At 70.8% G+C, this 25,735-nt stretch carries 24 protein-coding genes; 13 read left to right on the top strand and 11 right to left on the bottom strand.

Features of this window, described 5'->3' with window-relative positions:
* The first annotated feature begins 79 nt into the window (after positions 1-79).
* Genes AB0P18_RS00535 through AB0P18_RS00520 form a run of 4 tightly spaced genes read left to right on the top strand, consistent with a single transcriptional unit; the run spans position 80 to position 4,351 of the window.
* The gene (locus AB0P18_RS00535; RefSeq protein ID WP_363358457.1) at positions 80-1,843 is read left to right on the top strand and encodes a circularly permuted type 2 ATP-grasp protein; all 1,764 of its coding nucleotides are present in this window, start codon (positions 80-82) and stop codon (positions 1,841-1,843) included.
* Entirely contained in the window at positions 1,837-2,769 is a 933-nt protein-coding gene (locus AB0P18_RS00530; protein ID WP_344055896.1) for an alpha-E domain-containing protein, read from the top strand. Before AB0P18_RS00535 ends, AB0P18_RS00530 begins: the two co-directional genes overlap by 7 nt.
* A complete protein-coding gene (locus AB0P18_RS00525) occupies positions 2,766-3,611 on the top strand; it encodes a transglutaminase family protein (protein ID WP_363358456.1) in 846 nt (281 codons plus the stop codon). The genes AB0P18_RS00530 and AB0P18_RS00525 overlap by 4 nt, the downstream gene beginning before the upstream one ends.
* Positions 3,608-4,351, top strand: a complete 744-nt coding sequence (locus tag AB0P18_RS00520) for an SUMF1/EgtB/PvdO family nonheme iron enzyme (RefSeq protein ID WP_363358455.1) — start codon at positions 3,608-3,610, stop codon at positions 4,349-4,351. The genes AB0P18_RS00525 and AB0P18_RS00520 overlap by 4 nt, the downstream gene beginning before the upstream one ends.
* Before the next feature lie 46 nt (positions 4,352-4,397).
* Here AB0P18_RS00520 and AB0P18_RS00515 read toward each other — a convergent pair whose 3' ends face one another.
* Positions 4,398-4,790, bottom strand: coding sequence for a DUF5684 domain-containing protein (locus AB0P18_RS00515; protein WP_344055893.1), 393 nt, complete (start codon positions 4,788-4,790; stop codon positions 4,398-4,400).
* Positions 4,791-4,844: 54 nt separating this feature from the next.
* On the bottom strand, positions 4,845-5,729 hold the full coding sequence (locus tag AB0P18_RS00510; RefSeq protein ID WP_363358454.1) for an LLM class flavin-dependent oxidoreductase: 885 nt from the start codon (positions 5,727-5,729) through the stop codon (positions 4,845-4,847).
* A 43-nt stretch (positions 5,730-5,772) separates the two neighbouring features.
* Between AB0P18_RS00510 and AB0P18_RS00505 the strand changes: the two genes are divergently transcribed.
* Positions 5,773-7,011: a D-arabinono-1,4-lactone oxidase gene (locus AB0P18_RS00505; RefSeq protein ID WP_363358453.1), complete on the top strand. Its 1,239-nt coding sequence runs from the start codon at positions 5,773-5,775 to the stop codon at positions 7,009-7,011.
* Positions 7,012-7,125: 114 nt separating this feature from the next.
* Here the strand turns inward: AB0P18_RS00505 and AB0P18_RS00500 are convergent, their stop codons facing one another.
* Genes AB0P18_RS00500 through AB0P18_RS00490 form a run of 3 tightly spaced genes read right to left on the bottom strand, consistent with a single transcriptional unit; the run spans position 7,126 to position 10,565 of the window.
* Positions 7,126-8,472: an MFS transporter gene (locus AB0P18_RS00500; RefSeq protein ID WP_344055890.1), complete on the bottom strand. Its 1,347-nt coding sequence runs from the start codon at positions 8,470-8,472 to the stop codon at positions 7,126-7,128.
* Positions 8,469-8,912: a MarR family transcriptional regulator gene (locus tag AB0P18_RS00495; RefSeq protein ID WP_344055889.1), complete on the bottom strand. Its 444-nt coding sequence runs from the start codon at positions 8,910-8,912 to the stop codon at positions 8,469-8,471. Before AB0P18_RS00495 ends, AB0P18_RS00500 begins: the two co-directional genes overlap by 4 nt.
* A 6-nt stretch (positions 8,913-8,918) precedes the next feature.
* The gene (locus tag AB0P18_RS00490; RefSeq protein ID WP_363358452.1) at positions 8,919-10,565 is read right to left on the bottom strand and encodes a DHA2 family efflux MFS transporter permease subunit; all 1,647 of its coding nucleotides are present in this window, start codon (positions 10,563-10,565) and stop codon (positions 8,919-8,921) included.
* An 89-nt stretch (positions 10,566-10,654) separates the two neighbouring features.
* On the opposite strand from AB0P18_RS00490, the gene AB0P18_RS00485 reads away from it, so the two are divergent.
* The 5 genes from AB0P18_RS00485 (at position 10,655) to AB0P18_RS00465 (ending at position 15,606) form a co-directional block, all read left to right on the top strand.
* Positions 10,655-11,506 (top strand): alpha/beta hydrolase, encoded by an 852-nt coding sequence (locus AB0P18_RS00485; protein WP_363358451.1) that lies wholly within the window; start codon positions 10,655-10,657, stop codon positions 11,504-11,506.
* Positions 11,507-11,554: 48 nt separating this feature from the next.
* A complete protein-coding gene (locus tag AB0P18_RS00480; protein ID WP_363358450.1) occupies positions 11,555-12,604 on the top strand; it encodes a biotin/lipoate A/B protein ligase family protein in 1,050 nt (349 codons plus the stop codon).
* Complete coding sequence (locus tag AB0P18_RS00475; RefSeq protein ID WP_363358449.1) at positions 12,583-13,458, top strand: site-specific DNA-methyltransferase; 876 nt, start codon at positions 12,583-12,585, stop codon at positions 13,456-13,458. The genes AB0P18_RS00480 and AB0P18_RS00475 overlap by 22 nt, the downstream gene beginning before the upstream one ends.
* A 34-nt stretch (positions 13,459-13,492) precedes the next feature.
* On the top strand, positions 13,493-14,479 hold the full coding sequence (locus AB0P18_RS00470; RefSeq protein WP_363358448.1) for a TIGR03560 family F420-dependent LLM class oxidoreductase: 987 nt from the start codon (positions 13,493-13,495) through the stop codon (positions 14,477-14,479).
* 173 nt (positions 14,480-14,652) lie between these two features.
* Positions 14,653-15,606: a type IV toxin-antitoxin system AbiEi family antitoxin domain-containing protein gene (locus tag AB0P18_RS00465; protein ID WP_363358447.1), complete on the top strand. Its 954-nt coding sequence runs from the start codon at positions 14,653-14,655 to the stop codon at positions 15,604-15,606.
* Between the two features lie 94 nt (positions 15,607-15,700).
* On the opposite strand, the gene AB0P18_RS00460 is transcribed toward AB0P18_RS00465, so the two are convergent.
* Together AB0P18_RS00460 and AB0P18_RS00455 are read right to left on the bottom strand one after the other, a co-directional pair.
* Positions 15,701-17,176: a carboxylesterase family protein gene (locus tag AB0P18_RS00460; RefSeq protein ID WP_363358446.1), complete on the bottom strand. Its 1,476-nt coding sequence runs from the start codon at positions 17,174-17,176 to the stop codon at positions 15,701-15,703.
* Complete coding sequence (locus AB0P18_RS00455) at positions 17,176-17,523, bottom strand: DUF2834 domain-containing protein (protein ID WP_344056042.1); 348 nt, start codon at positions 17,521-17,523, stop codon at positions 17,176-17,178. Before AB0P18_RS00455 ends, AB0P18_RS00460 begins: the two co-directional genes overlap by 1 nt.
* 88 nt (positions 17,524-17,611) lie before the next feature.
* On the opposite strand from AB0P18_RS00455, the gene AB0P18_RS00450 reads away from it, so the two are divergent.
* A complete protein-coding gene (locus tag AB0P18_RS00450; protein ID WP_363358445.1) occupies positions 17,612-18,454 on the top strand; it encodes a TspO/MBR family protein in 843 nt (280 codons plus the stop codon).
* Between the two features lie 106 nt (positions 18,455-18,560).
* Here AB0P18_RS00450 and AB0P18_RS00445 read toward each other — a convergent pair whose 3' ends face one another.
* From AB0P18_RS00445 to galT, 3 genes are all read right to left on the bottom strand, one after another.
* The gene (locus AB0P18_RS00445) at positions 18,561-19,397 is read right to left on the bottom strand and encodes an alpha/beta hydrolase (RefSeq protein WP_363358444.1); all 837 of its coding nucleotides are present in this window, start codon (positions 19,395-19,397) and stop codon (positions 18,561-18,563) included.
* 121 nt (positions 19,398-19,518) lie between these two features.
* The gene (gene galK, locus AB0P18_RS00440; RefSeq protein WP_363358443.1) at positions 19,519-20,700 is read right to left on the bottom strand and encodes a galactokinase; all 1,182 of its coding nucleotides are present in this window, start codon (positions 20,698-20,700) and stop codon (positions 19,519-19,521) included.
* Positions 20,697-21,866 (bottom strand): galactose-1-phosphate uridylyltransferase, encoded by a 1,170-nt coding sequence (gene galT, locus AB0P18_RS00435; protein WP_363359093.1) that lies wholly within the window; start codon positions 21,864-21,866, stop codon positions 20,697-20,699. Before galT ends, galK begins: the two co-directional genes overlap by 4 nt.
* Positions 21,867-21,947: 81 nt before the next feature.
* Here galT and AB0P18_RS00430 point away from each other — a divergent pair, with 81 nt between their 5' ends.
* Together AB0P18_RS00430 and AB0P18_RS00425 are read left to right on the top strand one after the other, a co-directional pair.
* On the top strand, positions 21,948-22,940 hold the full coding sequence (locus AB0P18_RS00430; RefSeq protein WP_363358442.1) for a LacI family DNA-binding transcriptional regulator: 993 nt from the start codon (positions 21,948-21,950) through the stop codon (positions 22,938-22,940).
* Positions 22,937-24,040 carry a glycerate kinase gene (locus tag AB0P18_RS00425; protein WP_363358441.1) on the top strand — a complete coding sequence of 368 codons (1,104 nt, stop codon included), beginning with the start codon at positions 22,937-22,939 and terminating at the stop codon, positions 24,038-24,040. The genes AB0P18_RS00430 and AB0P18_RS00425 overlap by 4 nt, the downstream gene beginning before the upstream one ends.
* Positions 24,041-24,060: 20 nt before the next feature.
* Here the strand turns inward: AB0P18_RS00425 and pgm are convergent, their stop codons facing one another.
* Complete coding sequence (gene pgm / locus AB0P18_RS00420; protein ID WP_363358440.1) at positions 24,061-25,704, bottom strand: phosphoglucomutase (alpha-D-glucose-1,6-bisphosphate-dependent); 1,644 nt, start codon at positions 25,702-25,704, stop codon at positions 24,061-24,063.
* Between the last annotated feature and the right edge of the window lie 31 nt (positions 25,705-25,735).

Here is a 25,735-nt window from a genome sequence, read left to right as displayed (position 1 = left end):
CGCGTGCGGCCGGGAACGGCCTGGATCCGCCCGTGCAGGCGAAACACGCGGGCAACAAGCCCCGGACTAGAGTCGTCGCATGGGTGATCTCTTCGACGGCTACGGCTCCACTCTGGCGCCCCGAAAGACGGCGTCCGGCATCCCCGCGTTCGACGAGATGTTCGGTGCGCCGACGCATCCCGGCGACCCCGCGGAGTCGCGCGCGGCCTACCGCGAGCTGTACCAGGCCCTCGCCCAGATGACGCAGGAGGAGCTCCGCGGACGCACCGAGTCGCTCGCCAGCTCCTACCTCGCCCAGGGGGTCACGTTCGACTTCGCGGGCGAGGAGCGGCCCTTCCCGCTGGATGCCGTGCCCCGGGTCATCACGTACGACGAGTGGTCGCGCGTCGAAGCCGGGGTGAAGCAGCGCGTCAAGGCGCTCGAGGCGTTCCTCGACGACGCGTACGGACGTCAGCACTGCGTCCGCGACGGCGTGCTGCCCGCGGGTCTCATCGCCTCGTCGCAGTACTTCTACCGGCAGGCGGCGGGCATCCAGAGCGCGAACGGCGTGCGCATTCAGGTGTCCGGCATCGATCTGATCCGCGACGAGCACGGCGAGATGCGCGTGCTCGAGGACAACGTCCGCGTTCCGAGCGGCGTGAGCTACGTGATCTCCAACCGCCGGGTGATGGCTCAGACGCTCCCCGAGCTGTTCGTCTCGATGCGCGTGCGTCCGGTCGGGGACTACCCGAACAAGCTCCTCGCCGCCCTGCGCGCTTCGGCGCCGGCGGGCATCGAGGACCCCAACGTCGTCGTGCTGACCCCGGGTGTCTACAACTCCGCCTACTTCGAGCACACCCTGCTCGCCCGCCTCATGGGCGTCGAGCTCGTGGAGGGGCGCGACCTCCTGTGCGTGGGCGGCAAGGTGTTCATGCGCACGACCCGCGGACCCCAGCGCGTCGACGTGATCTACCGGCGTGTCGACGACGAGTTCCTCGATCCGCTGCAGTTCCGCGCCGACTCGATGCTCGGCGCGCCGGGGCTCATGCTCGCCGCGCGCCTGGGCAACGTCACGATCGCGAACGCGGTCGGCAACGGCGTCGCCGACGACAAGCTCCTCTACACCTACGTCCCCGATCTCATCCGCTACTACCTGGCGGAGGAGCCGATCCTCAAGAACGTCGACACATGGCGGCTGGAGGATCCGGGCGCTCTGGAAGAAGTGCTCGACCGGCTGCCCGAACTCGTCGTGAAGCCCGTCGACGGCTCCGGCGGCAAGGGCCTGGTCGTGGGCCCCGACGCATCGCCCGCCGAGCTCGAGGCGCTGCGGCAGCGCCTGCTCGCCGATCCGCGCGGGTGGATCGCGCAGCCGGTCGTGATGCTCTCCACGATCCCGACGCTCGTCGAGGACGGCATGCGCCCGCGTCACGCCGACCTCCGCCCGTTCGCGGTGAACGACGGCGAAGACGTGTGGGTGCTTCCCGGCGGTCTCACCCGCGTCGCGCTGCCGGAAGGGCAGCTCGTCGTGAACTCCAGCCAGGGTGGCGGCTCGAAGGACACCTGGATCGTCGGAGGTTCCGCGCCGAGCCATGTCGAATACGGTCAAGGCAGCGGCCTGGCCGGCCTCGTCGCCGATCAGGCGGCCACGGTCACCGCCGCCATCCCGATCATCTATGACGGGCAGCCCCCGCCGGCGCATTCTCCGCAGGACCGCCCGGCTTCGCGCACCGAGCAGCAGGAGCAACAGCAGCAGCAGGCCGATTCACCCGCGAGACCGCATCCGGACGCCGAGACGCAGGGGAATCCCCGTGGTCCCGGCGCGCCGCTGCAGTCTCGCGGACAGAGTGAGGACCGTTCATGCTGAGCCGCATCGCCGAGAGCCTGTTCTGGATCGGCCGCTACATCGAGCGCAGCGACGGCACCGCCCGCATCCTCGACGTGCACCTCCAGCTGCTGCTGGAGGATCCCTGGATCGACGAGGACACCGCCTGCCGGTCGCTCCTGCTCGTCATGGGATCCATCCCGCCTCCGCCGGGCGAGATCGTCCGCCGCGAGGACGTGCTCGCCCGGCTCGCGGTCGACCGGAACAACTCGGCATCCATCGCGTATTCGCTCACCTCGGCCCGCGAGAACGCGCGCCGCGCGCGCGAGATCGTCTCGACCGAGCTGTGGGAGACGCTCAACACGACCAATTCCCGGATGCCGCGACGCCTGCAGACCGACAAGGTGCACGGCTTCTTCCAGTGGGTCAGGGAGCGCTCCGCGCTCGCGGTCGGCATCGTCGACTCTTCGACCAGCCGCGACGAAGCCTGGCAGTTCTTCACGCTCGGCCGGAGCATCGAGCGTGCGGACATGACCGCGCGCCTGCTCGCGACCCGGTCGCTCACCGAGGCCTCCGGTCCGTCCTGGACGACGATCCTCCGCTCGTGCGGCGCGTACGAGGCGTACCTGCGGACCTACCGCGGGATGCCGAGCGCGACCAACGCGGCGGAGTTCCTGCTGCTCGACCGGCTCTTCCCGCGGTCGATCATCTACTCGATCTCGCGCGCCGAGGACTGCATGAGTGCGATCGACCCGCGCGCGGACCGCGTCGGCCACTCCAACACGGTGCTCCGCGCGCTCGGTCGCATCCGCAATGACCTGGAGTACCGACCGGTGAGCGAGATCCTGAACGAGCTGCCCGAGCACATGGACCGCGTCCAGAAGGTGACGCGCGAGGCGTCCGAGGCGATCAGGGCGCGCTTCTTCCCGACGCAGGCCGAGCCGAACTGGATCGGAGAGACCTCATGAGGCGCCTGAGGATCGAGCATCAGACCGGGTTCACGTACCAGGGCGACGTCTCGGCGTCGTACAACGAAGCGCGGATGCTGCCCGGATCGACCGACAGCCAGTTCGTGCTCAGCTCATCGCTGGACATCGAGCCGTCGGCATCCGTCAACCACTACGTCGACTACTTCGGCACGCGCGTGGCGTCCTTCGACGTCCTCTCTCCGCACTCGTCGCTCACGATCACCGCGCGCTCGCTCGTGGAGGTCAGGCCGCGCCCTCTCGCGCACCCCGACATCACGTGGGACCAGCTGCACGCCGAGGCGGCACGCTCGATCGAGACCGTCGAGCATCTCGGTCAGAGCGCCCGCACCCGTCCGCACGCCGAAGTGGCCGAGATCGCGCGGGCGATCGCCGCCCAGCACGATCGGCCGGCGGTCGCGGCGCACGAGATCGCGATGGCGATCGGCAACGCGGTGGAGTACATGCACGGCATCACCGGTGTGCACTCCACGGCCGCCGAGGCGTGGGAGGCGCGCAAGGGCGTCTGCCAAGACATCGCGCACATCACGCTCGGCGCACTCCGCGAGGTCGGCATCCCGGCCCGCTATGTGTCGGGCTATCTGCACCCGCGCCCCGAGGCGGACGTCGGGGTTCCGGTGACCGGGGAGTCCCACGCGTGGGTGGAGTGGTTCGCGGGCGACTGGCAGGGCTTCGACCCGACGAACAACCTCGACATCGGCGACCGTCACGTGCTCGTCGGGCGCGGCCGGGACTACAACGACGTGCCGCCGCTGCGGGGCGTGTACGCGGGTCCGTTCAAGTCCCAGCTGCACGTGAAGGTCACGATCACGCGCGAAGCGTGACCGACATCGAGATGGCGCGCATCGCGCCGGGACGCGTCACCCTGCACGATGCGCGGCGCAAGCGCCGGTGGACCGTCGAGCTCGAAGGCTTCGAGATCGGCGTGTATCCGGTCACGCAGGAGCTGCAGGCGGAGCTCCTCGGCGAGCCGGCGCGCCACCCGCGACGCCCCGCGACCGATGTCAGCTGGCTCCGCGCGGTCCGACTGTGCAATGCGGCATCCGAATGGGAAGGCCTCGACGCGGCGTACACGTTCGAGGGCGAGGAGGTCACGTGGCACGTCGACTCCGACGGCTACCGCCTGCCGACCGAGGCCGAGTGGGAGTACGCGTGCCGCGCGGGGTCGACCGGGCCGCACTACGGTCCGCTCGCCGAGGTCGCCTGGACCGCGGCGGACGGGGTGAGCGCGCCGCAGGAGATCGGCGGCAAGCTCCCGAATCTCAACGGACTGTTCGACACGCTCGGCAACGTCTGGGAGTGGTGCTGGGACCTCCTGGACCCCGCCCGGTACGACCAGTACCGCGTCTTCCGCGGCGGCGGATACGCAGATGACGCGTGGAGCGTGCGCGCCTCCACGCGGCGGGGCGGGGCTCCGCGCATGCACCATGACGACGTCGGCGTGCGATTCGCACGCGGCGGCTTCGACGGGACGGATGCCGCGCAGGGCTGGTCGGCTCGGGCCGACCGGGAACGCGCCGATCCGGACGGTCCGTTGCCGTCCGGATGGACGCCGAGACGCTGAGGGCGCGCCCGGCCGAAGCCGGACGCGCCCGTGTGCGCGGGACCGCTCAGGCGGTGACGCGGTTCTTGTCGTACGTCGCCGAGCCGAACCCGAGGATCAGGTAGCCGATCGCGGAGAGGAGCCACAGCAGGAAGATCGAGAACACCGCACCCTGGCCGAACCCCTTGCCGACGCGGAGCGAGACGATGATGTGGAAGATGATGTTCACGATCGGGATCAGGTACAGAAGCCCGAGCCACGCCGAGAAGCCGGCGATCTTGACCAGGACGAACGCGTTCACGATCGGGATGATCGCGAGCCAGCCCGGGTAGCCGGCCTTCGTGAAGACCTTCCACAGCGCGATGACGATGATGATGTAGATGACGAGGCCGAAGAAGCCCTGCACCGCGGTGAGGCCGGTGACATCCGCTTGCTGAGTGATTGATGTGAGAGCAGTCATGGCGCTCAGCATAGGGGTCGGTATCCGCACGCCGAGGCCACGTGACGTCGGACGTCAGGGTCGTGTCGACCCCAGGCGGTCGGCAACGTCATCCAGCACGGCCTCGTCGCCGGCGTACAGTCCGCTCTCGCGCGGCCAGTGCGCGACGACGTCGGTGAAGCCGAGCTCGGCCGCCCGGGCCACGTCGTCACGGTACGCGGCGGCACTGCGCAGCGAATACGCCACTTCGTTGTCCAGGGAGAGGACGCGGGCGATATGCGGCCGGCCCACCGCTTCGGCGGCATCCTCGAAGCGGCGGGCGAGGTCCGCGACACCGCGCCACCAGTCCTCGCGGTCCTCTTCGGGCCCACCGGTCGTGATCCACCCGTCGCCGCGGGCGGCGGCGTAGCGGATCGCCTTCGGACCGTTGCCGGCCAGCCAGAGCGGTGCGCGCGGCTCCTGCGCCGGCGCGCCCACCATGCGTGCGGCGTCGGCGGTGAACCAGTCGCCGCGGAACGAGATCCCGCCCGAGCCGGGCTCCTCGAAGCGCAGGAGCGTGTCGAGCGCGTCGGCGAACTCGACGTATCGGTCGTGGCGTTCGCGGGGGGTCAGCATCCGCTGTCCGAGCACCGTCGCATCGAATCCGGTCCCGCCCGAGCCGACCCCGACGATCAGGCGGCCGCCGGCGATGTCGTCGAGGGTCGCCAGCTCCTTCGCGAACGGAACGGGATGCCGGAAGTTGGGGCTCGCCACGAACAGGCCCAGGCGCATGCGCCCCGTGACGGTCGCGGCCGCGGTGAGGGTCGGGATCGTCGCGTGCCAGCGCTGGTTTGCGAGACTCCGCCAGGACAGGTGGTCGTACGTCCACGCGTGATCGAAGCCGTACTCCTCCGCCCGCCGCCACTTCTGCGCGGCATCCGGCCAGTCGGTCTGGGGGAGGATGACGATTCCGTGTCTCACCCCGGCCACGGTACGCCTCCGGGTGCGCGCGTAGGGTGAGGGGATGCCGCAGAACTGGGCCGGAACCCACGTCTACACCGCTCCGCGCATCGTGAGCGCCTCCAGCGTCGAGGAGGTCCGGCGCGCGGTCGCGGGCGACGGTCCGGTGCACGCGCTCGGCACCCGCCACTCCTTCACCGACCTGCCCGACACGACCGGGACCCTGATCGATCTCGCCGGGCTGTCGGGCGGGTTCGTGCTCGATGAGGACGCCCGCACCGTCGAGGTGGCGGCCGGCACACGCTACGGCGAGCTCGCGCTCTGGCTCGACGGTCGCGGGTGGGCGCTGCACAACCTCGGCTCCCTCCCGCACATCTCCGTGGGTGGGGCGACCGCGACGGGCACGCACGGATCGGGTGATCGCAACGGCGTCCTCACGAGCGCGGTGCGCGGCATCCGTTTCGTCGGCGCCGACGGCGACGTGCACGACGTGCGGCGCGGCGACCCCGACTTCGCGGCGCTCGCGGTCGGGCTCGGCGCGTTCGGCGTCGTCGTGGCCCTCACGCTCGAGGTGCAGCCGTCCTACCGCGCGCGGCAGGACGTCTACCAGAACGTGTCGTGGGATGCCGCGCTCGAGCGCTTCGACGAGGTGACCGGCGCCGGCTACAGCGTGTCGGTGTTCACACGCTGGGAGCCGGAGCTTCTCGGCGACGTGTGGGTCAAGACCCGGCTCGAGACGGACGACGATCCGGTGCCGGATGAGCTGCTCGACGGCACGCGCGTGATCGAGGCGAACCCGCTCCAGGGGCTCCCCGATCTCACGGTGCTCGGTGGTGTCCCGGGCCCGTGGATGGAGCGGCTCCCGCACTTCCGGCTGGATGGGAAGCCGTCCTTCGGAGACGAGATCCAGAGCGAGTACTTCGTGCCGCGCTCATCCGCGCCGGCGGCACTGCAGGCGATGCGCGAGCTCGCGCCGCTCGTGCAGCCGGTCCTGTTCGTGTCGGAGCTGCGGACGGCGGCATCCGATGATCTCTGGCTGAGCGGCGCGTACGAGCGCGACTTCCTCGCGATCCACTTCACGTGGCACAACGACGACGCCGGCGTCCGCGCCGTGCTGCCGGCGGTCGAGCAGGCGCTCGCGCCGTTCGGTGCGCGCCCGCACTGGGGCAAGCTGCACCTGTTCGACGCCGCCGACATGGCGCGCGTGCATCCGCGCCTGGCCGACGCACGCGCGGTCTTCGAGGCCCGCGACCCCGGTCGCCGCTTCGCGAACGCGCACCTCGAGCGCATCGGGGTGCGCTGAGCCGCTCCTTGTGCGCGTCGAGTGCACGAACCCACGCCGAGCGCACGGGTTCTTCGCGCACGGACGTCGTGCTCTGGCGGCGAAGCCGTGCGCTCGGCGAAGCGAGCGCGATGCTCAGCCCGCGCGACGCAGGGGTGGGGGAGGAAGGCGCAGCGGGGTGGTCTCGGCGACCTGATCCGAGAACTCCTCCGGTGCCGGCGCGATCACCGCGATCGGCAGGGTCTCGTCGATCGTGAGCCGGAACCGTCGGTTCTCGCTGCGGCGCACGCGCCCCGACGCCAGGAGCCAGGTCGCGCCGATCGCGAACGCCACCAAGGCGGCCGCAGCGCCCAGGAGGATCGCCATGCGCGGGCCGTACTCCGCCGCGACCCATCCGACGATCGGCGCGCCGATCGGGGTGCCGCCCATCAGGATCGCCATGTACAGCGCGAGGACTCGACCGCGCAGCGCCGGATCGGTCGTGGTCTGCACGTAGCCGTTCGCGGTCGTGAGCATCGTGACCACCGCGAATCCGGTGAACATGAGCGTGGCGGCATACGCCCAGTACCCGGGCATGAGCGCCGACACTCCGGCCGCCGCCGCGAACAGGATCGTCCCGCCGACCACGACGCGCAGGCGCGCCCGGTCGCGGCGCGCGGCCAGCAGGGCGCCCGCGAGGGACCCGATCGCGAGGATCGAGCTCAGCAGCCCGAACCCGTCGGCGTCGCGGCCGAACTCCAGCGCCATCGTCGAGGCGAAGATCGGGAAGTTCATTCCGAACGCGCCGACCAGGAACACCATCGCGAAGATGACGATCAGGTCGGGGCGCTTGCCGACATAGCGGAAGCCGTCCGCCAGGCGCGAGGCGCCCGCCGTGTTCACCCGCGGCATGAGCTCGTGCGGACGGATCAGCATGAGGGCGATGATCATGCCGAAGAACGTCACGGCGTTGACCAGGAACACCCAGCCCGTCCCGACGGCCACGATGAGCACGCCCGCGACGGCGGGGCCGATCATGCGGGCGCCGTTGAAGGATGCCGCGTTCAGAGCGACCGCGTTCGATGCGTTCTCGCGCGTGACCACGTCGGAGACGAACGCCTGCCGCGCCGGGTTGTCGAACGCCGTCACGACACCGAGCGCGAGGGCGAAACCGTACATGATCGGGAGCGTCATCGACCCGGTGAGGATCATGACGCCGAGCGCGATCGCGAGGAGCAGCAGCACACCCTGCGTCACCATGAGGAGCTTGCGCCGCTCGAACCGGTCCGCCACCCATCCCGTCACACCGACCAGCAGCAGCGGCGGGGCGAACTGGAGGGCCATCGTGATGCCCATCGCGGCCGCGTCGTTGTCGGTGAGCTCGGTCAGCACGACCCAGTTCTGCGCGGTCGCCTGCATCCAGGCGCCGATGTTGGACACGAGCGCGCCGATGAACCACACGCGGTAGTTGAAGACCGAGAAGGACCGGAACATGGCGCTCATCGGTTCACCATCCGCCCCATGATCTCGGCGGCCTTCGCGAGGGTCTCGCGCTCGCCGGGTTCGAGCTCGGCCAGCGCCTCCTCGACCCACGCGTCGCGGCGTCGGGCGGTCTCATCGACCACGGCGCGGCCCGATGCGGTCAGGTCGATCACGACCTTGCGGCCGTCGCTCTCATCCGCGCCGCGGGTGATGTAGCCGGCATCCTGCAGGCAGTTCACGGTGCGGGTCATCGCCGGCGCCGACACACGCTCGCGGTCGGCGAGCTGGGTGAGCGTATGCGGGCCGTGCAGGAACAGCACGGCGAGCACACCGAACTGGCCGTCGCTCATCGAGTCGACCGCGCGCTGCGTGCGCATGCGGCGGGCGAGGCGGAACGTCGCGATACGCAGATCCGACGCCTCCTGGGAAAGGTCGTGGGGGGATGCTGCGCTGTCGGTCATTGATCCTTAGCTTAGTTCATTATCCTTGCTAAGTAAATTCGCCTCGGCCTCCGCCGACGCCTCGGCGTCCTGCTGCTCGCGTGTCTTGTGCGCCCCGCCGAGGGAGAAGGTCGCGATGAGCCCGATCACGAGGAACCCGGTCGCGGCGAACGCGGACAGGCGGGTGCCGTCCGAGAACGCCGTCTTGGCGGCATCCGCGATGTCAGCCGTCTGCGGGTTGGCCTCGAGGCCTGCGATCGCGCCGCCCGCGGAGTCGACGACGGCGCTCACGACCTGGTCGATCTGGTCGGCGGGCAGGTTCTGCTCCTGCAGAGACGACGTGAGGATGCCGGCGGTGCTGGTGAACAGGATCGTGCCGAGGATCGCGACGCCGAGCGCGGAGCCGACCTGACGGGCGGTGGACTGCGTGCCCGAGCCCTGGCCGGACATCTCGACCGGAACGTCCTGCAGGATGACGCCGGTCAGCTGCGCGGTGGCCAGGCCCACGCCGAATCCATAGACGAACAGCGCCGGGATCAGCCATCCCCACACCGCGTCCGGACCGATGATGAGGCCGACGGAGGCGACGCCGATGATCTCCGCGACGAGGCCGACGCGCACGATCGTGACCGGGGAGATCTTGCCCGACGTCGCTCCCGCGAACCCGCTGGCCATGAACGACCCGATCGCGAGGGAGAGGAGGAGGAAACCGGTCTGCAGGGCGTCGAATCCGAGGACGAACTGCAGCCACAGCGGCAGGGTGAGGATGATGCCGAACTCGCCGAGCGAGATGAGCATCGCGGCGATGTTGCCGTTGCGGAAAGACGAGATGCGGAAGAGCGAGAACTCCAGCAGGACGGACTTGCCGGTGCGCTTGCGGTGCAGTTCCCACGTGATGAACCCGACGAGCGCGAGGAGGGAGATCGCGAACGCGATCGGCACGGGCGACAGGTCGAACGGCCAGGTGAATCCGCCGATCTCCATGGGCGTGTCGGTGAGCCACCAGCCGTATGTGCGGCCTTCGATCAGGCCGAACACGAGCGGGCCGAAGACGAGGACCGACAGGACGGCGCCGAGGTAGTCGATCTTCCCGTAGGTCGCCTCGCGGGACTCGGCGACCGTGAGCAGCACGCCGATGAAGATGATGATGCCGAGGGGCACGTTGATGCCGAACGCCCACCGCCACGAGAACGCGGTCGTGAGCCATCCGCCCAGGAGCGGACCGACGGCGACCATGCCACCGATCGTCGAGCCCCACACCGCGAAGGCGATGCCGCGCTCGCGGCCCCGGAAGGTCGCGTTGATGAGCGACAGGGTGGTGGGGAGCACCATCGCACCGCCGACTCCCTGGATGAGCCGGGCGAGGATCAGCAGGTCGCCCGAGGGGGCGAGACCTGCCATGACGGAGGCGATCGTGAAGATGATGATGCCGAGGAGCATCATCCGGCGTCTGCCGAACTTGTCGGCGAGGCTTCCGAAGAGCAGGAGCAGCGCGGCGAAGACCAGGGTGTAGGCCTCCTGCACCCACTGGACCTGGGTGGAGGAGATGCCGAGGTCGTCCACGATCGTGGGGATCGCGACGTTGACGATCGTCGAGTCGACGATGATGAGGGCGACGCCCAGGCTGATGAAGACGAGCCCGAACCAGCGGACGCGGGACGACGATGCGGTCATTTAGCTAGTCTATCTAGCAATCTCGGCTTGTCGAGAGGTGCGGCAGTCGACGAGGGCGGATGCCGGCGGGCGCTGTCTAGACTCGCACCATGCCCGAGTTCATCGATGCGCACGGCATCGCGATCGTCTACGACGTCCATCCCGCGCAGGGCACACCTCGGGGCGTGGTGCAGCTCGCCCACGGGGTCGGCGAGCACGCGGGCCGCTACGGCGACCTGATCGCCGCGCTCACCGCCGCCGGATTCGCGGTGTACGCGGACGACCACCGCGGCCACGGTCGCACGGGTCTCAAGCAGCACAGCGAGGATCCATCACGGTTGGGCCGCCTCGGCAAGGGCGGACTGCCGGCGACCGTGGACGCCGTGTGGCAGTTCACCGAGCTGATCCGCGCCGAGAACCCCGACCTGCCGCTCATCCTCCTCGGACACTCGTGGGGGTCGTTCCTCGCGCAGATGCTCGTGAACGACCACGCCGAGGCGTACGACGCGCTCGTCCTGAGCGGCTCGGCGCTGCGCTGGCCCGGCTCGCTGAACTCGGGCGACCTGAACGCGCCGTGGAAGCACAAGGACGCCACCGGCACGGAGTGGCTCTCCACCGACGCCGCGGTCGGTCAGGCGTTCCTCGACGATCCGCTGACGACATCCACTCCGCTGCTGAAGCTGTTCGGGCCCATCGACGCGGCGCGCCTCATGGGCAAGCCGAAGCGCAACCTCGGCCGCGACATCCCGACGCTCCTCATGGTGGGGCGCGATGACACCGTGGGGGGTCCCGTCAGCGTGCACAAGCTCGCCGACGCCTACCGCACCCGCTCCGGCTTCACGGATGTCACGACGTTCGTCTACCCGGACATGCGGCACGAGATCTTCAACGAGGTCGATCGGGCGCGCGTGTTCGCCGACCTCCTCGCATGGCTCGACGCGCGCTTCGCCGCGCGGGACTGACGGACCGGCATCCGCTCGCCCGCCGGCGACGCACCTAGGCTGAGAGCCATGCACGGCGAATACAAGGTGCCCGGGGGAAAGCTGGTCGTCGTCGACCTCGAAGAGCGCGACGGGCGGATCGCGGAGTTCCATCTCGCCGGCGACTTCTTCCTCGAGCCGGACAGCGCGCTGGATGACATCGACGCGGCCGTCAACGGGCTTCCCGTCGAAGCGGATGCCGCCACGATCGCCGCCGCCGTGCGCAGCGCGCTGCCCGAGGGTGCGCAGCTGCTCGGGTTCACCCCTGAGGCCGTCGGCACCGCGGTGCGCCGCGCGCTCGTCGTCGCGCCCGGGTGGGGGGACTTCGACTGGGAGGTCGTGCACGATCGGCCCGTCTCGCCCCGCATGAACCTCGCCCTGGACGAAGTGCTGACGACCCGAGTGGGGGACGGTCGCCGCCGGCCCACGCTGCGGCTCTGGGAGTGGGACGAGTCCGCCGTCGTGATCGGCTCGTTCCAGTCGTACCGCAACGAGGTCGACCCGGAGGGCGCGGCCAAGCACGGCTTCGACGTCGTCCGGCGGATCTCGGGCGGCGGGGCGATGATGATGGGCGCGAACTCGATCGTCACGTACTCGCTCTACGTGCCCTCCTCCCTCGTGTCGGGCATGACGTTCGCCGACTCGTACGCGTTCCTGGACGACTGGGTGCTGCAGGCGCTGCGCTCGCTCGGCGTCGAGGCGACCTACCAGCCGCTGAACGACATCGCCTCGCCACAGGGGAAGATCGGCGGGGCGGCGCAGAAGCGCCTCGCGAACGGCGGGGTCCTGCACCATGCGACGCTCTCGTACGACATGGACGGTCAGGTCATGACCGAAGTGCTGCGGATCGGCCGCGAGAAGCTGAGCGACAAGGGCACCGTGTCCGCGGCCAAACGGGTCGACCCGCTACGGCGTCGGACGGGCCTGCCGCGCGAAGCCATCATCGAGCGGTTCATCCAGACCTTCTCGACGCTGTACGGGGCCGTCCCCGGATCGATCACGGACGAGGAGTACGCCGAGGCCGAAGCGCTGGTCGCGTCGAAGTTCGCGACCGACCCGTGGCTGCACCGCGTGCCGTGACGGAGGCCGCACGCGGGGCCGTCACGATCCACCACGGCGACAACCTGTCCGTCGCCTCCGCGCTCGAGGCCGGCTCGTTCACCCTGATCTACCTGGATCCGCCGTTCAACACCGGTCGCGTGCAGGGCAAGGCGCTCGAGACCGCGCGTAGCGCGACCGTCGCGGCGGCATCCGGCTCGCTGCGTCGTGGATTCCACGGGCGTGAGTACGAGCGCCTGCGCGGCGACCTGCGCACGTACGACGACCGCTTCGACGACTACTGGGGCTTCCTCGAACCGCGGCTGCTCGAGGCGTGGCGGCTGCTCGCCGACGACGGCACCCTGTACGTGCATCTGGACTACCGCGAGGCGCACTACGCGAAAGTGCTGATGGACGCGCTGTTCGGACGCGAGCGGTTCCTCAACGAGCTCATCTGGGCCTACGACTACGGCGCAAAGAGCCGCCGGCGCTGGCCCACGAAGCACGACACGATCCTGGTGTACGTGAAGGATCCCGACGGGTACTGGTTCGACTCCGAGCAGGTGGACCGCGAGCCGTACATGGCACCCGGACTCGTGACGGCCGAGAAGGCGGCGCGCGGCAAGCTCCCGACCGATGTGTGGTGGCACACGATCGTGCCGACGACGGGCCGCGAGAAGACCGGGTACCCGACGCAGAAACCCGAAGGAATTTTGCGTCGGATCGTGCAGGCCTCCAGCCGGCCCGGCGATCGGGTGCTCGACCTCTTCGCCGGGAGCGGCACGACCGGCGCGGTCGCGGCGGCGCTCGGCCGCGATGCCGTGCTCGTCGACGCGAATCCCGAGGCGATCGCGATCATGCGGGAAAGGATTCCCGACGCGGTCGTCGCCGGCTGAGCCTTCCGGCGATCGCCGACCCTAGGCTGGGACGATGCGATTCGGAACCTTCATCCCCCAAGGCTGGCGACTCGATCTGGTCGACATCGATCCCGCGGAGCAGTGGTCCGTCATGAACGGGCTCGCTCAGCGAGCGGATGCCGGACCCTGGGAATCGCTCTGGGTGTACGACCACTTCCACACCGTGCCGCTGCCGACCGAGGAGGCCACGCACGAGGCGTGGACGCTCATGTCGGCCTTCGCGGCCTCGACCGAGCGCATCCGGCTCGGCCAGATGTGCACCTCGATGGGCTACCGCAACCCCGCCTACCTCGCGAAGGTCGCCGCGACCGTCGACCTCATCTCAGCCGGGCGCGCCGAGATGGGCATCGGCGGCGGCTGGTACGAGCACGAGTGGCGCGCGTACGGCTACGGCTTCCCGGCGATCAAGGAGCGGCTCGGACGCCTCCGCGAAGGCGTCGAGATCATGCACCAGGCCTGGACCACCGGCACCGCGGCCCTCGACGGCACGTACTACCAGGTCGACGGCGCGATCGTCCGGCCTCTGCCGCTGCAGGAGAGCGGCATCCCGCTGTGGATCGCCGGAGGCGGCGAGAAGGTGACCCTCAAGATCGCCGCGCAGTACGCCTCGTACACGAACTTCGCCGGCTCGGTCGAGGAGTTCGACCACAAGAGCGAGATCCTCCGCGGACACTGCGAGAACCTCGGACGCGACTTCGGCGCGATCACCCGGTCGTCGAACTTCAACACGATCGTGGGGGCGACCGAGGCCGAGGCCGCCGATCGCCTCGCCGCCGTGATCGCGCGGCTGCGTCCGCACGTCGGAGACGAGCGCGCCGCGGCGATCGAGGCGGATTACACGTCCTCGCCCGGATTCGGCACTCCCGAGCAGGTCGCCGAGCGGCTCGCCGAGCGGGCCGCGCACGGCCTCGGCTATGCGATCCACTACTTCCCCGAGGCGGCGTACGACCAGAGCGGAATGGAGCTCTTCGAGCGCGAGGTCATCCCCGCGCTGAGCTGATCCGCCGCCGCCGCCGACGTCCGTCGGGCGCAGGTGTGAAAGCGCGGGGCGAAACCGTTCGATCGGCACGTCTGCGCCGGGTTCGGTGCCGGTTTCGCCCCGGGCTTTCACAAAGTGGCGCGATGCGGTGTGCCCGGGGCGTGCAGGAGAGACGGACGCCGGCGGCGTGCGGGGTGATCGACTCCTCCCCAACGAGCCGGGAGCACTCCGAGTCCACAGATCTGCCGACCGTCCACTCCGACTCGCGTGTGTTCGTGGACCGTGTCTGGATGCGCGAGGCCACCCCGATTCCGACCTTCTTCCGCCGTTCGGACCTGCGAGCCCAGGGCTGGACCGATCGAGCGCTCGGCGCGGCGGTCGCCGCCGGGCGGATCCTCCGCCCGCGGCCCGGCGCATATCTGCCGCCGGGTACGCCGACCGAAGTGGTCGACGCCATGGCGCTCGGTGGTCTCCTCACCTGCACCTCCGCGCTCGCGCACCACGGCGTCTTCGTGCTCGACGCCTCGACGCTGCATGTACACCTGCACACCCGCCGTCCGTCGTCGTCCGCGCCGACCCGAACGCTTCGTCGCCACTGGGGGAGGCTGCACCGCGCGCCGCACCCCCGCTCGACTGTGGTCGAGCCGCTGGATGCGCTCGTGTGCGCGATGCGCTGTCAGACCCCGCGTGCGGCGCTGGCGACCCTCGACTCCGCCCTCCACCGTGGCGTCCTGCGTCCGGACGAGCTCGACGAACTGTTCCGTCTGCTTCCTCGGCGCCACCGAGTCCTTCGCAGGCTGGTCGACGCCCGCGCAGAGTCGGGTCCCGAGACACTGGTCCGCCTCCTTCTGCGCTCGCTCGGAGCGTCTTTCGACCTGCAGGTCGTCATTGCCGGGGTCGGGCGTGTCGACTTCGTCGTAGACGGATGGCTGATCATTGAGTGCGACAGCGAGGAGTTCCATTCCAGCTGGGATGCCCAGCGCCGAGATCGTCGCCGCGACCAGGTTGCGGCCGCGCTCGGCTATTCCACCTTCCGACCCATCGCGGAGGACATCCTCTGGCATCCCGACCTCGTGCGCGCCGCCATCCACGGCCTTCTGCTGTCCCGCCGCGGCACCGCCGGGCGCGTTCGCGCCGGGGTGGTGTGAAACCCCGGGGAGATTCCGCACCCGCTCCCGCTCGAGACGACCATGCAGTGCGAAATCGCCCCGGCGCTTCACGCGAAGCGTCCCAAAGGGCGGATCAGACCAGCGCGCGGACGCTCGCGTAGCCGTCCGCGATCACGTCCGGACGCGAGGGGTCGCCGCCGAATACGCGCGTGGTTCCGGATGCCGCAGACCACGCCGGCCAGCCCGGGTCGGCATCCCTCACGAAGGCCGCGGCGGCACCGTGCAGGGCTGCGGCGAGCGCGCGCGGCGGATCATCGCCGGCGAGGGCCGGTACGGCTTCGGCGCCGAGGCAGTCGAACCAGAACGGCACGTCCAGGCAGTGGCAGGCCCACCCGATCGTCGGGGAGGTCCAGGAGAACCGGTACACCCACGTGCGCTCGCCGCCGCGCGCCTCCGCGGCCCGCGCGACGACCGAGCGGAACACGACGTCGCTCACGTAGCGCCCGAGGACGGCCGCCGTCCCCTTGCGGCGCTGCGCGGCGTTCGCAGCGAGGTACGCCTTGCGTGTGCGCGCGTCGACGTTGAGCCGGCCGAGTGCGAGCGAGGCAGGGATGAGGCGAAGCAGATTCTTCGCGCCGTCGGTCACCATGGTGAATTCGTCGTCGGTGGCGCCGACCACCAGGGGGATGTCCGCGCCGACGCCGGCGTGCAGCGAGTCGATCGTCGGCCGGGTGATGAGGTCGCCGTCGATCATCGGACCCCAGGTCAAGCCGTCCTCGAGCAGCGCGTGCACGAACGCGAGGCGATCGGTGGACGCGGGGCGTCCCGCCCGTTCCTGCAGTCCCGTGAGGGTGGCCTCGTCGACCGAGGCGAATCCCTCTCGCGTCGCCGGGACGCCGGCGAGGTTCGCGAGCTTGGCCGCCAGGGTCCGTGCCCGTTCGCCGGGCACATCGCCGAGCGCGGGCGAGAGCGCCCACGCCGCATGGAACAGCCCCTGCGCGGCCGGCATCCCGAGCAGGGTCAGCACGGCGCCGCCGCCGGCGGACTGACCCGCGATCGTGACCCGCGAGGGGTCTCCGCCGAACGCGGCGACGTTCGTCTGCACCCATTCGAGCGCGGCGAGCCAGTCGCGCACGCCCCGGTTGCTCGGCGCGCCCGCGATGTGGCCGAAGCCGTCGAAGCCGAGCCGGTATGAGATCGTGATGGTGACGACGCCGTCGCGGTTGAACGCGGCGCCGTCGTACCAGGGGCTCGCCGGCGACCCCTCCGTGAACCCGCCGCCGTGGATATAGACGAGCACCGGGAGGGCGGCATCCGCTCGCCCCGGCGCCGGGGTGAACACGTTGACGTTGAGAGTCGCCTCGCCGGCGACCGCCGGCTCGGGGATCAGGGTCTTCTCGCCCGGCTTCTCTCGCTTGGCCGTGGCGGCGTACGCCACGGCGTCGCGGACGCCGTCCCAGGGCTCGGGCGGCACGGGCGCCGCGAAGCGCAGGTCGCCGACGGGAGCCTGGGCGAACGGGATGCCGAGGAAGGCGGCGGAGTCGCCGCGCCAGAACCCGCGGACCTCGCCCGGCGTGATGCGGACGACGGGATCGGGATGCTGCGTCATCAGGCCACCGTATCCGCCGCCCGCCCGGCGGTCAGGTGGCGCTGGCGCATCGCGAGGAAGAGCGGAAACGTGAAGGCGAACGCGGTGAGCCCGGATGCCACGACGTACAGCCAGCCGAACCGCATGCCGATGCGGCGAGCCTCCACGATGATGAAGACGCTTCCGGCGATCGCGACGACCATCAGGTCGACCGAGATCGACGAGACGGCGGGGCCGCTCGAGACGAGGTCGCCGATGAAATCGACCATCTGCACGATCGCGATGACGTTGAACGTCCACGTGCCGATGAGGCCGGCGACGGCGAGGAGCAGGTAGATCACGGCGAGCGGTGTCCAGTGACGGGTCATGGCGCCATGATGCCAGTCCCGGGCGCGCCCACGGCCGCCGCGTGTCAACCCCGCCCCGTCGGGTCCGCGGGGCCGTACCGTGGAGAGCGTGACGAACACTTCGCGTACCTCAGGAACGGATGCCGCGGCAAAGCCGACCGGCAAGGACATCGCCCGTCAGATCGCGGTGATCTCGGCGCTGGGCTTCACCCTGGTCGCCGTGCTCGTCGGCGTCGGGGGCCTCGGCGGCACCGAGGTGGAGAATACGCAGGGCGGACAGCTGTCGGCGCAGGGCTCGTTCCTGGCTCCCGCGACGCCCGCGTTCAGCATCTGGTCGGTGATCTACACCGGCCTGATCGCCTACGTGATCTGGCAGGCCCTGCCGAGCCAGCGGGCGTCGGAGAGGCAGCGGGCGATCGGCTGGTGGATCGCGCTCACGATCGTCCTCAACGGCTTGTGGCTGGTCGCCTCTCAGTTCCTCACGATCGAGTGGACCGTGATCATCATCGTCCTCCTCGCGATCGCGCTGTCGATCACGTTCCGCATCTCCGTGAAGACCCGCGTGCCTCGCGGCGGCTTCCTGGACGCGCTCCTGATCGACGGCGTCACCGGCCTGCACCTGGGCTGGGTGACGCTGGCCACCGTCGCGAACATCGCGGCCTGGCTCACCGGCATCGTGCCGGAATCGTGGGCCGATTCGGCATCCGTCATCGGCGTGGTCGTGCTGATCGCCGTGCTGCTGATCGGACTCGGGATCTCGTGGCGCAGCGGCTGGCGCGTCGCCCCCGCGCTGGCGCTCGGCTGGGGCCTGTCCTGGCTCGCGGTGGGGCGCCTGGAGGGTGACCCGCAGAACCAGGCGATCGGCGTGACCGCGATCATCGTCGCCGTCATCATCGTGCTGGTCCCCGTGGTCGTCGCGGGCCTGCGATTGCTGCGCCCCGAGCGCGACTGACCCGGTCCTGCGTTCACTGAGACGACAACTGCACGTCGAAACGGTGGGGTGAACCCACAGTGTCGACGTGCAGATGTCGTCTCACGGGGACCGACGGTCGGCGAGCTCAGGTCGCCAGGAAAGCCAGGAGCGCCTCGTTCACCTCGTCGGCGTGGGTCCAGAGCATGCCGTGCGGGGCGCCCTCGATCTCGACGTAGGTCGCGTCGGGCAGCAGGTCCTTGAACCGACGTGCGGTCGCGTCGATCGGCAGGATCCGATCCGCCGTCCCGTGCACGATCAGCGCCGGCACGTCGACCTTCTCGATGTCGGCGCGGAAATCGGTCGGCCAGGTGAGGGGGGCGGCGGCGATCGCCGAATTGCCCGCCCGGTTCGCGGTCTGGATGCTGGCGTCGACGGCTTCCTGCGAGATGCGGGATCCGAGGTTGTCGTCGAGGTTGTAGAAGTCGGCGAAGAACCCGGTGAGGAACGCGTACCGGTCATCGCGGACGGATGCCGCGGTGTCGTCGAAGAACTCCTGGGGCGCCGCGCCGTCCGGGTTCTCGTCGGTGTTCAACAGGTAGGGCTCGAGGGATCCGAGGAACACCGCCTTGCGCACCCGCTCGTTCCCATAGCGCGTGAAGTAGCGCGCCACTTCGCCGGTCCCCATCGAGAAGCCGACGAGGGTCGCCTTCTCCAGGTCGAGCGTGTGCATGAGCGCGCCGAGATCGTCGGCGAACGTGTCGTAGTCCGATCCGGCCAGGGTCTTGCTCGACCCGCCGAAACCTCGCCGGTCGTACGTGATGACGCGGTAGCCCGCCTCGAGGAGCGCAGCCTCCTGCTTGCTCCAGGACGCCCCGTCCAGCGGGAATCCGTGGATCAGGACGACCGTCTGCCCCTTGCCGTGATCGGTGTAGTGGAGCCTGATGTCGGCCGAGTTCTCGACTCCGACGGTGATGTAGGCCATGCGTTCATCCCCTCTTGCCGAGGTTGCCCGGTCGCGGGCGGCGAAGTGCCCCGGCGCTGTGTCCGACGGTACGGGCCCGCCGGTTCGCCGGACCAGGGGTTGCGGTCGCTCCGCGGACCCGTTAGGACTCCCGGCCCGCGCCGGCTGAGGGGACGACGGTGAAGACCGTGGGTGCGGTGAAGCCGGATGCCGAGAATGCGTCGATTGCGGCATTCCGCACATCGTCCACACGGTCTCGATCCACGAGCGCGATCGCGGCGCCGCCGAACCCGCCCCCGGTCATGCGCGCGCCGATCGCGCCCGCCGACATCGCCGCGTCCACGGCCGTATCGAGCTCGGGCACCGAGATCTCGAAGTCGTCGCGCATCGACGCATGGGAGGCGCGGAGCAGGTCGCCGATCGCGCGAGGGCCGTCGGTGCGGAGGGCGTGCACGCTGTCGAGCACACGCTGGTTCTCGGTCACGACGTGCCGGACGCGACGGAAGGTGACGTCGTCCATGAGCTGCTCGGCGCGGGGCAGATCCGTCACGGAGAGGTCGCGCAGCGCCTCGACGCCCATGATCGCCGCGCCGCGCTCGCACGCCGCCCGGCGCTCGCCGTACCCGCCGGTCGCGTGCGAGTGCTTCACGCCGGTGTCGATCACGACGAGCTGGAGCCCGGCATCCGCGAAGCCGAGGTCGACGATCTGCGTCTCGAGCGTTCGGCAGTCCAGGAAGATCGCGGCGTCTTCGCGCCCGAGCATCGACGCCATCTGGTCCATGATCCCGGTGGGCGCCCCGACGGCCTCGTTCTCGGCCGTCCGGCCGATCCGGGCGAGGGCGACCGCGTCCTGCCCGAGGTTCCAGGTGTCGTTCAGCGCGGTGGCGGTGGCGCCCTCGATCGCGGCGGACGAGGACAGCCCCGCACCGATCGGCACGTCCGAGGCGATCGCGAGGTCGACGCCGGGCACGCTCTCGGGGTTGACGCCCGCAGCGCGCAGCAGCGCCCACGCTACGCCGAGCGCGTACGCCGCCCACTCCGGCACGGTCTCGCGACGGCCGGGGAAGAGCGCATCGAGCTCGGCGAGCGGCACGGTGACGGGCTCGGACGCGAACGTCGAGGCGACCCGGATGCCGGCATCCGGGCGTATGCCGAGAGCGACATGCGTCCGCTGCTGGATCGCGAAAGGCAGAACGAAGCCGTCGTTGTAGTCGGTGTGCTCGCCGATGAGGTTCACGCGGCCCGGCGCGGACCACGTGCCGATCGGTGCTTCTCCGGTCAGGCTCCGGAAGAGGGCGTCGGCGGCGTTCGCGGCATCCGTCACAGGGTCACCTCGGGGATGGAGTCGATCGCGGCGCGCAGTTTCGCGGCCGCGGCTTCGGGCGGGACGTCGCCGATCCAGGCGCCCATGGCGGCCTCGGACCCGGCGAGGAACTTGAGCTTGTCCGCGGCGCGGCGGGGCGAAGTGAGCTCCAGGCGCAGGCGCACCGTGTCGCGGCCGACCGCGACGGGGGCCTGGTGCCACGCGGCGATGTACGGAGTCGGCGTGTCGTACAGCGCGTCGACTCCACGAAGGAGCCGGAGGTAGAGCGGGGCGAGCTCGTCGCGCTCGGCATCCGTCGTCTCGGCGATGTCGGCGACCTGCCGGTGCGGCATGAGGTGGACCTCGAGCGGCCAGCGTGCGGCGAAGGGGACGAACGCGGTCCAGTGCTCGCCGCGCAGAAGCACGCGGTCGGAGTCCTGTTCGAACGCGAGGATGCGCTCGAACAGATCCGCGCCCTCGCGGTCGAGCTGAGCGAGCAGCCGCTGCGTGCGCGGCGTGACGTACGGATACGCATAGATCTGGCCGTGCGGATGGGGGAGGGTGACCCCGATCGCCTCGCCGCGGTTCTCGAACGGGAACACCTGCTGGACGCCGGGCAGCGCCGCGAGGGCGGCGGTGCGGTCCGCCCAGGCCTCGATGACCGTGCGGGCGCGGGTGGGGCTCAGCGTGCCGAACGAGCCCTCGTGCTCCGGACTGAAGCACACGACCTCGCACCGGCCCACGCTCGTGCGCGTGCGGCCGAGGCCCGGCGCGTCGAGGTCGTCGAGGCCGGTCGGCGGGTCGACCGCGGCGGGCGCGTCGCCATGAGCCTCGGCGAGCGCCGGCCCGAAGGACGGCGAGCGGTTCTCGAACACCGCGACGTCGTATCGCGAGGGGATCTCGGAGGGGTTGGTCGGCGTCTGCGGGGCGAGCGGGTCGAGCTCGGCGGGCGGCAGGAACGCGCGGTTCTGGCGGGCCGCGGCGACCGAGATCCAGTCGCCGGTCAGCACGTCACGACGCATGGTCGCGGTCTCTCCGCGCGGATCGAGCGTGCGAGTGTCGACGTTGCGCTCGGGGCCCAGGGTGGTGCCCGGGTCGTCGAAGTAGATCAGTTCGCGGCCGTCGGCCAGGCGGGTGGGTCGCTTCACGACGCCGGCGCCGAGGTGCTCTGTGCGAAACTCCGTCATGTTCACGTCAACACGGTAACAGAGAGGCCGTGATAACGTCAACACGGAACGGATCTGCGGAGTTCTGCACGGGGAGGGCGCATGACAGCCGAGAAGCGGGTCTCGATGCGCGACGTCGCCCTGCTCGCGGGGGTGTCGGGCCAGACGGTGTCGCGCGTCGTGAACGAGAGTCCGCGCGTCGACCCGGCGACCCGGCAGCGCGTCGAGTCGGCGATGGCCCGCCTCGGCTATCGCCCGCACCGCGCAGCCCGCGCCCTGCGCACCGGCCGCAGCCACACGATCGGCCTCGTGGTCTCGACGCTCGCCTCCGTGGGCAACTCGCGCATGCTGCAGGCCGTCGCGGATGCCGCCTCCCGTCGCGGCTACGCACTGACCGTCGTGACCGCCGCCGATGCCGACGCCCTCGGCGCCGCGTTCGACCACCTGCGCGACCAGGGCGTGGACGGCGCGATCGTGCTGAACGAGGCGACCGCCGCCGCCCGCGGCGCCGCGTCGCCGTCCGGGCTCCAGCTCGTGGTCGTCGACTCGCCCGACGACGACAGGTTCGGCGTCGTGCAGTCCGATCACGACGCGGGTGCGCGCGCCGCGACCACCCACTTGCTCGACCTCGGACATCCCACGGTGTGGCACCTCGCCGGACCCGCGGACTCGTATGCCGCCGCCGAGCGTGAGCGCGGCTGGCGTGCGGCGCTGGAAGGCGCCGGGCTCGTCGTGCCGCCGGTCGTGCACGGTGACTGGACCTCGGCATCCGGCCATCGACAGGGCCGAACGCTCGCCGAGCGCCCCGATGTCTCGGCGGTCTTCGCGGCGAACGACCAGATGGCCCTCGGGCTCCTGCGGGCTCTGGCCGAAGCGGGCCGCGCCGTGCCCGGTGACGTCTCGGTCGTGGGCTTCGACGACATCGCGGATGCCGCCGACTACCTGCCTCCGCTGACCACGGTGCGACAGGACTTCGATGCTCTCGGGGAGCGGGCGGTCGACGCGCTCATCGGCGAGATCGATGGCGATCCCGGCGTGCGCGAGACGGTGCCGACCCGACTCGTGGTGCGGGAGAGCACGGGGCCGGGGCGATGACCGTCGTGCTCGCCCCCGACAGCTTCAAGGGGTCGATCGCCGCCGCGGCGGCCGCGGCCGCGCTCGCCGAGGGGTGGCGCTCGGTCGATCCCGACACCGCCATCGTGCCGCGTCCGATGGCCGACGGTGGCGAGGGGACCCTCGACGCGTTCGCCGCGGCGATCCCCGACGCCACCCGTGTGCCGGTGACCGTGACGGGTCCGCACGGGCGCCCGCTCGCCGCATCCTGGCTGCTCCTCCCGCCCACCGACGACGCGCCGCGCGGCACCGCCGTCGTCGAACTCGCGTCCACGTCCGGGATCGAGCTGCTCGGCTCGGCGCTGCTCCCGCTCGACGCGCACTCGCTCGGCTTCGGTCAGGCGATCGCCGCGGCGCTCGATCACGGCGTCTCGCGGCTCGTGCTGGGCATCGGCAGCAGCGCGTCCACCGACGGCGGCATGGGCGTGCTCACCGCCCTCGGCGCGCGATTCACGGATGCCGCCGGCCAGGCGATCCCGCTCGGCGCCCGCGGACTGGACGCCCTGGTCGCGGCCGATCTCACCGCACTGCGGGCTCTGCCCGGCGGCGGTGCCCTCGTCCTGAGCGATGTGACGAACCCGCTCCTGGGTGCGTTCGGCGCGGCCGCCGTGTTCGGGCCCCAGAAGGGTCTCGGCCAGAGCGCGGTGATCCGGGCCGACGCGGGTCTGCGCCGGCTCGCGGAGCTCCTCCCCGCCGACACCGACACCCCCGGAGCCGGAGCCGCGGGCGGCGTCGGCTTCGCCCTCCGCGCCTGGGGCGCTCGACTGGTGCCGGGTGCCGCCGAGGTCGCCGGACTCATCGGCCTGCCGGAGGCTCTGGCCGCGGCATCCGTCGTCGTGACCGGCGAGGGATCTTTCGACGGTCAGTCCGCCGCCGGGAAGGCTCCCACGCACGTCGGCGCGCTCGCCGCAGCCGCGGGTGTGCCGGTCGCCCTCGTCGCCGGCCGGATCACCGCGGATGCCGACACCTCGGCATTCGCGCACGCCGTGTCGCTCACCGAGCTGGCCGGCAGTGCCGATGCGGCGCTCGCGGATCCGGCGCGGTGGCTGCGGGCGGCCGGCGCCGCGCTCGCGCGCGGTTAGCCGGCACAGCCGCCGACGGCTCAGGCCCCGCCGAGCGCCTCCGCGACGACCGCGCGGGCCTCCTCCTGCACTTCGCGCAAGTGGTCCTCGCCGCGCAGCGACTCGGCGTACAGCTTGTACACGTCCTCCGTGCCCGAGGGGCGCGCCGCGAACCACGCGTGCTCGGTCTGGACCTTGAGGCCCCCGATCGCCGCACCGTTGCCCGGCGCGTGCGAGAGCTTCGCGGTGATCGGCTCGCCGGAGAGCTCGGTCGCGGTCACCGCCTCGGGTGCGAGCTTCGCGAGCGCGGCCTTCTGCGCCGGCGAGGCGGGGGCGTCGACCCGCTGGTACGCGGACGAGCCGAACGTGTCCTCGAGTTCGCTGTAGCGCTGCGACGGGGTCTTGCCCGTCACCGCCAGGATCTCGGCGGCCAGCAGGCACAGCAGGATGCCGTCCTTGTCGGTCGTCCACACGGTTCCGTCGAACCGGAGGAAGGACGCGCCGGCGGACTCCTCGCCACCGAACGCGACCGAGCCGTCGAGCAGGCCCGGGACGAACCACTTGAAGCCGACCGGCACCTCCAGGAGCGTGCGGCCGAGCGACTCCGCCACCCGGTCGATGATCATCGAGCTCACCAGGGTCTTGCCCACGGCGGCATCCGCGGGCCACCCCGGGCGGTGCGCATACAGGTAGTCGATCGCGACGGCGAGGTAGCGGTTGGGGTTCATCAGCCCGGCGTCCGGGGTGACGATGCCGTGGCGGTCGGCATCCGCGTCGTTCCCGGTGAGGATGTCGTAGTCGTGGCGCTTCGCGACGAGGGAGGCCATCGCGCTCGGCGAGGAGGGATCCATGCGGATCTTCTCGTCCCAGTCGAGCGTCATGAACTTCCAGGTCGGATCGACGTCCGGGTTCACCACGGTGAGGTCGAGCCCGTAATGCTCGGCGATGAGCGCCCAGTACTCCACGGACGCGCCGCCGAGAGGGTCCGCGCCGATGCGGACGCCGGCCTTCTTGATCGCCTCGATGTCGATGATGTTCTCGAGGTCGCGGACGTACGCCTCGCGGAAGTCGTACTCGCCGAGCGCGTCGGCGTCGATGTCCTTGAACGGGGTGCGGCGCACGCCCGCAAGTCCGCCGGCGATGAGCTCGTTCGCGCGGTTCGCGATCCAGCCGGTCGCGTCGGTGTCGGCGGGGCCGCCGTTCGGCGGGTTGTACTTGAAGCCGCCGTCGCGCGGCGGGTTGTGGCTCGGGGTCACCACGATGCCGTCCGAGCGACCGGGGTCATCCAGTGCCCGCCCGCGGTTGTACGCGAGGATCGCGTGGCTGAGCGCCGGGGTCGGAACCCACGAGTCGCGCGCGTCGACGCGCACATCGACGCCGTTCGCGACGAGCACCTCGATCGCGCTGCGCTCGGCCGGCAGCGACAGGCCGTGCGTGTCACGGCCGAGGAACAGCGGGCCGGCGATCCCCTGCGCGGTGCGGTAGTCCACGATCGCCTGGGTGGTGGCGAGGATGTGGTCCTCGTTGAAGCTCGTGCTCAGCGACGATCCGCGATGGCCGCTCGTACCGAACGCCACCCGCTGCTCGGGGATGCCGGCATCCGGCTTGCGGTCGTAGTAGGCGTTGATCAGCTCATCGATGTCGATGAGGTCCGAGGCTTCTGCGGGCTGTCCGGCACGAGTCATGCGCCTAGTCTGCCTCGGTCCCGACCGGTGC

The organism is Microbacterium sp. NPDC064584 (assembly GCF_040687315.1).
GTDB classification, from domain to species: Bacteria; Actinomycetota; Actinomycetes; order Actinomycetales; family Microbacteriaceae; genus Microbacterium; species Microbacterium lacus.
The sequence above is the reverse complement of the archived record's forward strand: the minus strand, read 5'-3'. Positions and strand labels throughout refer to the sequence as shown.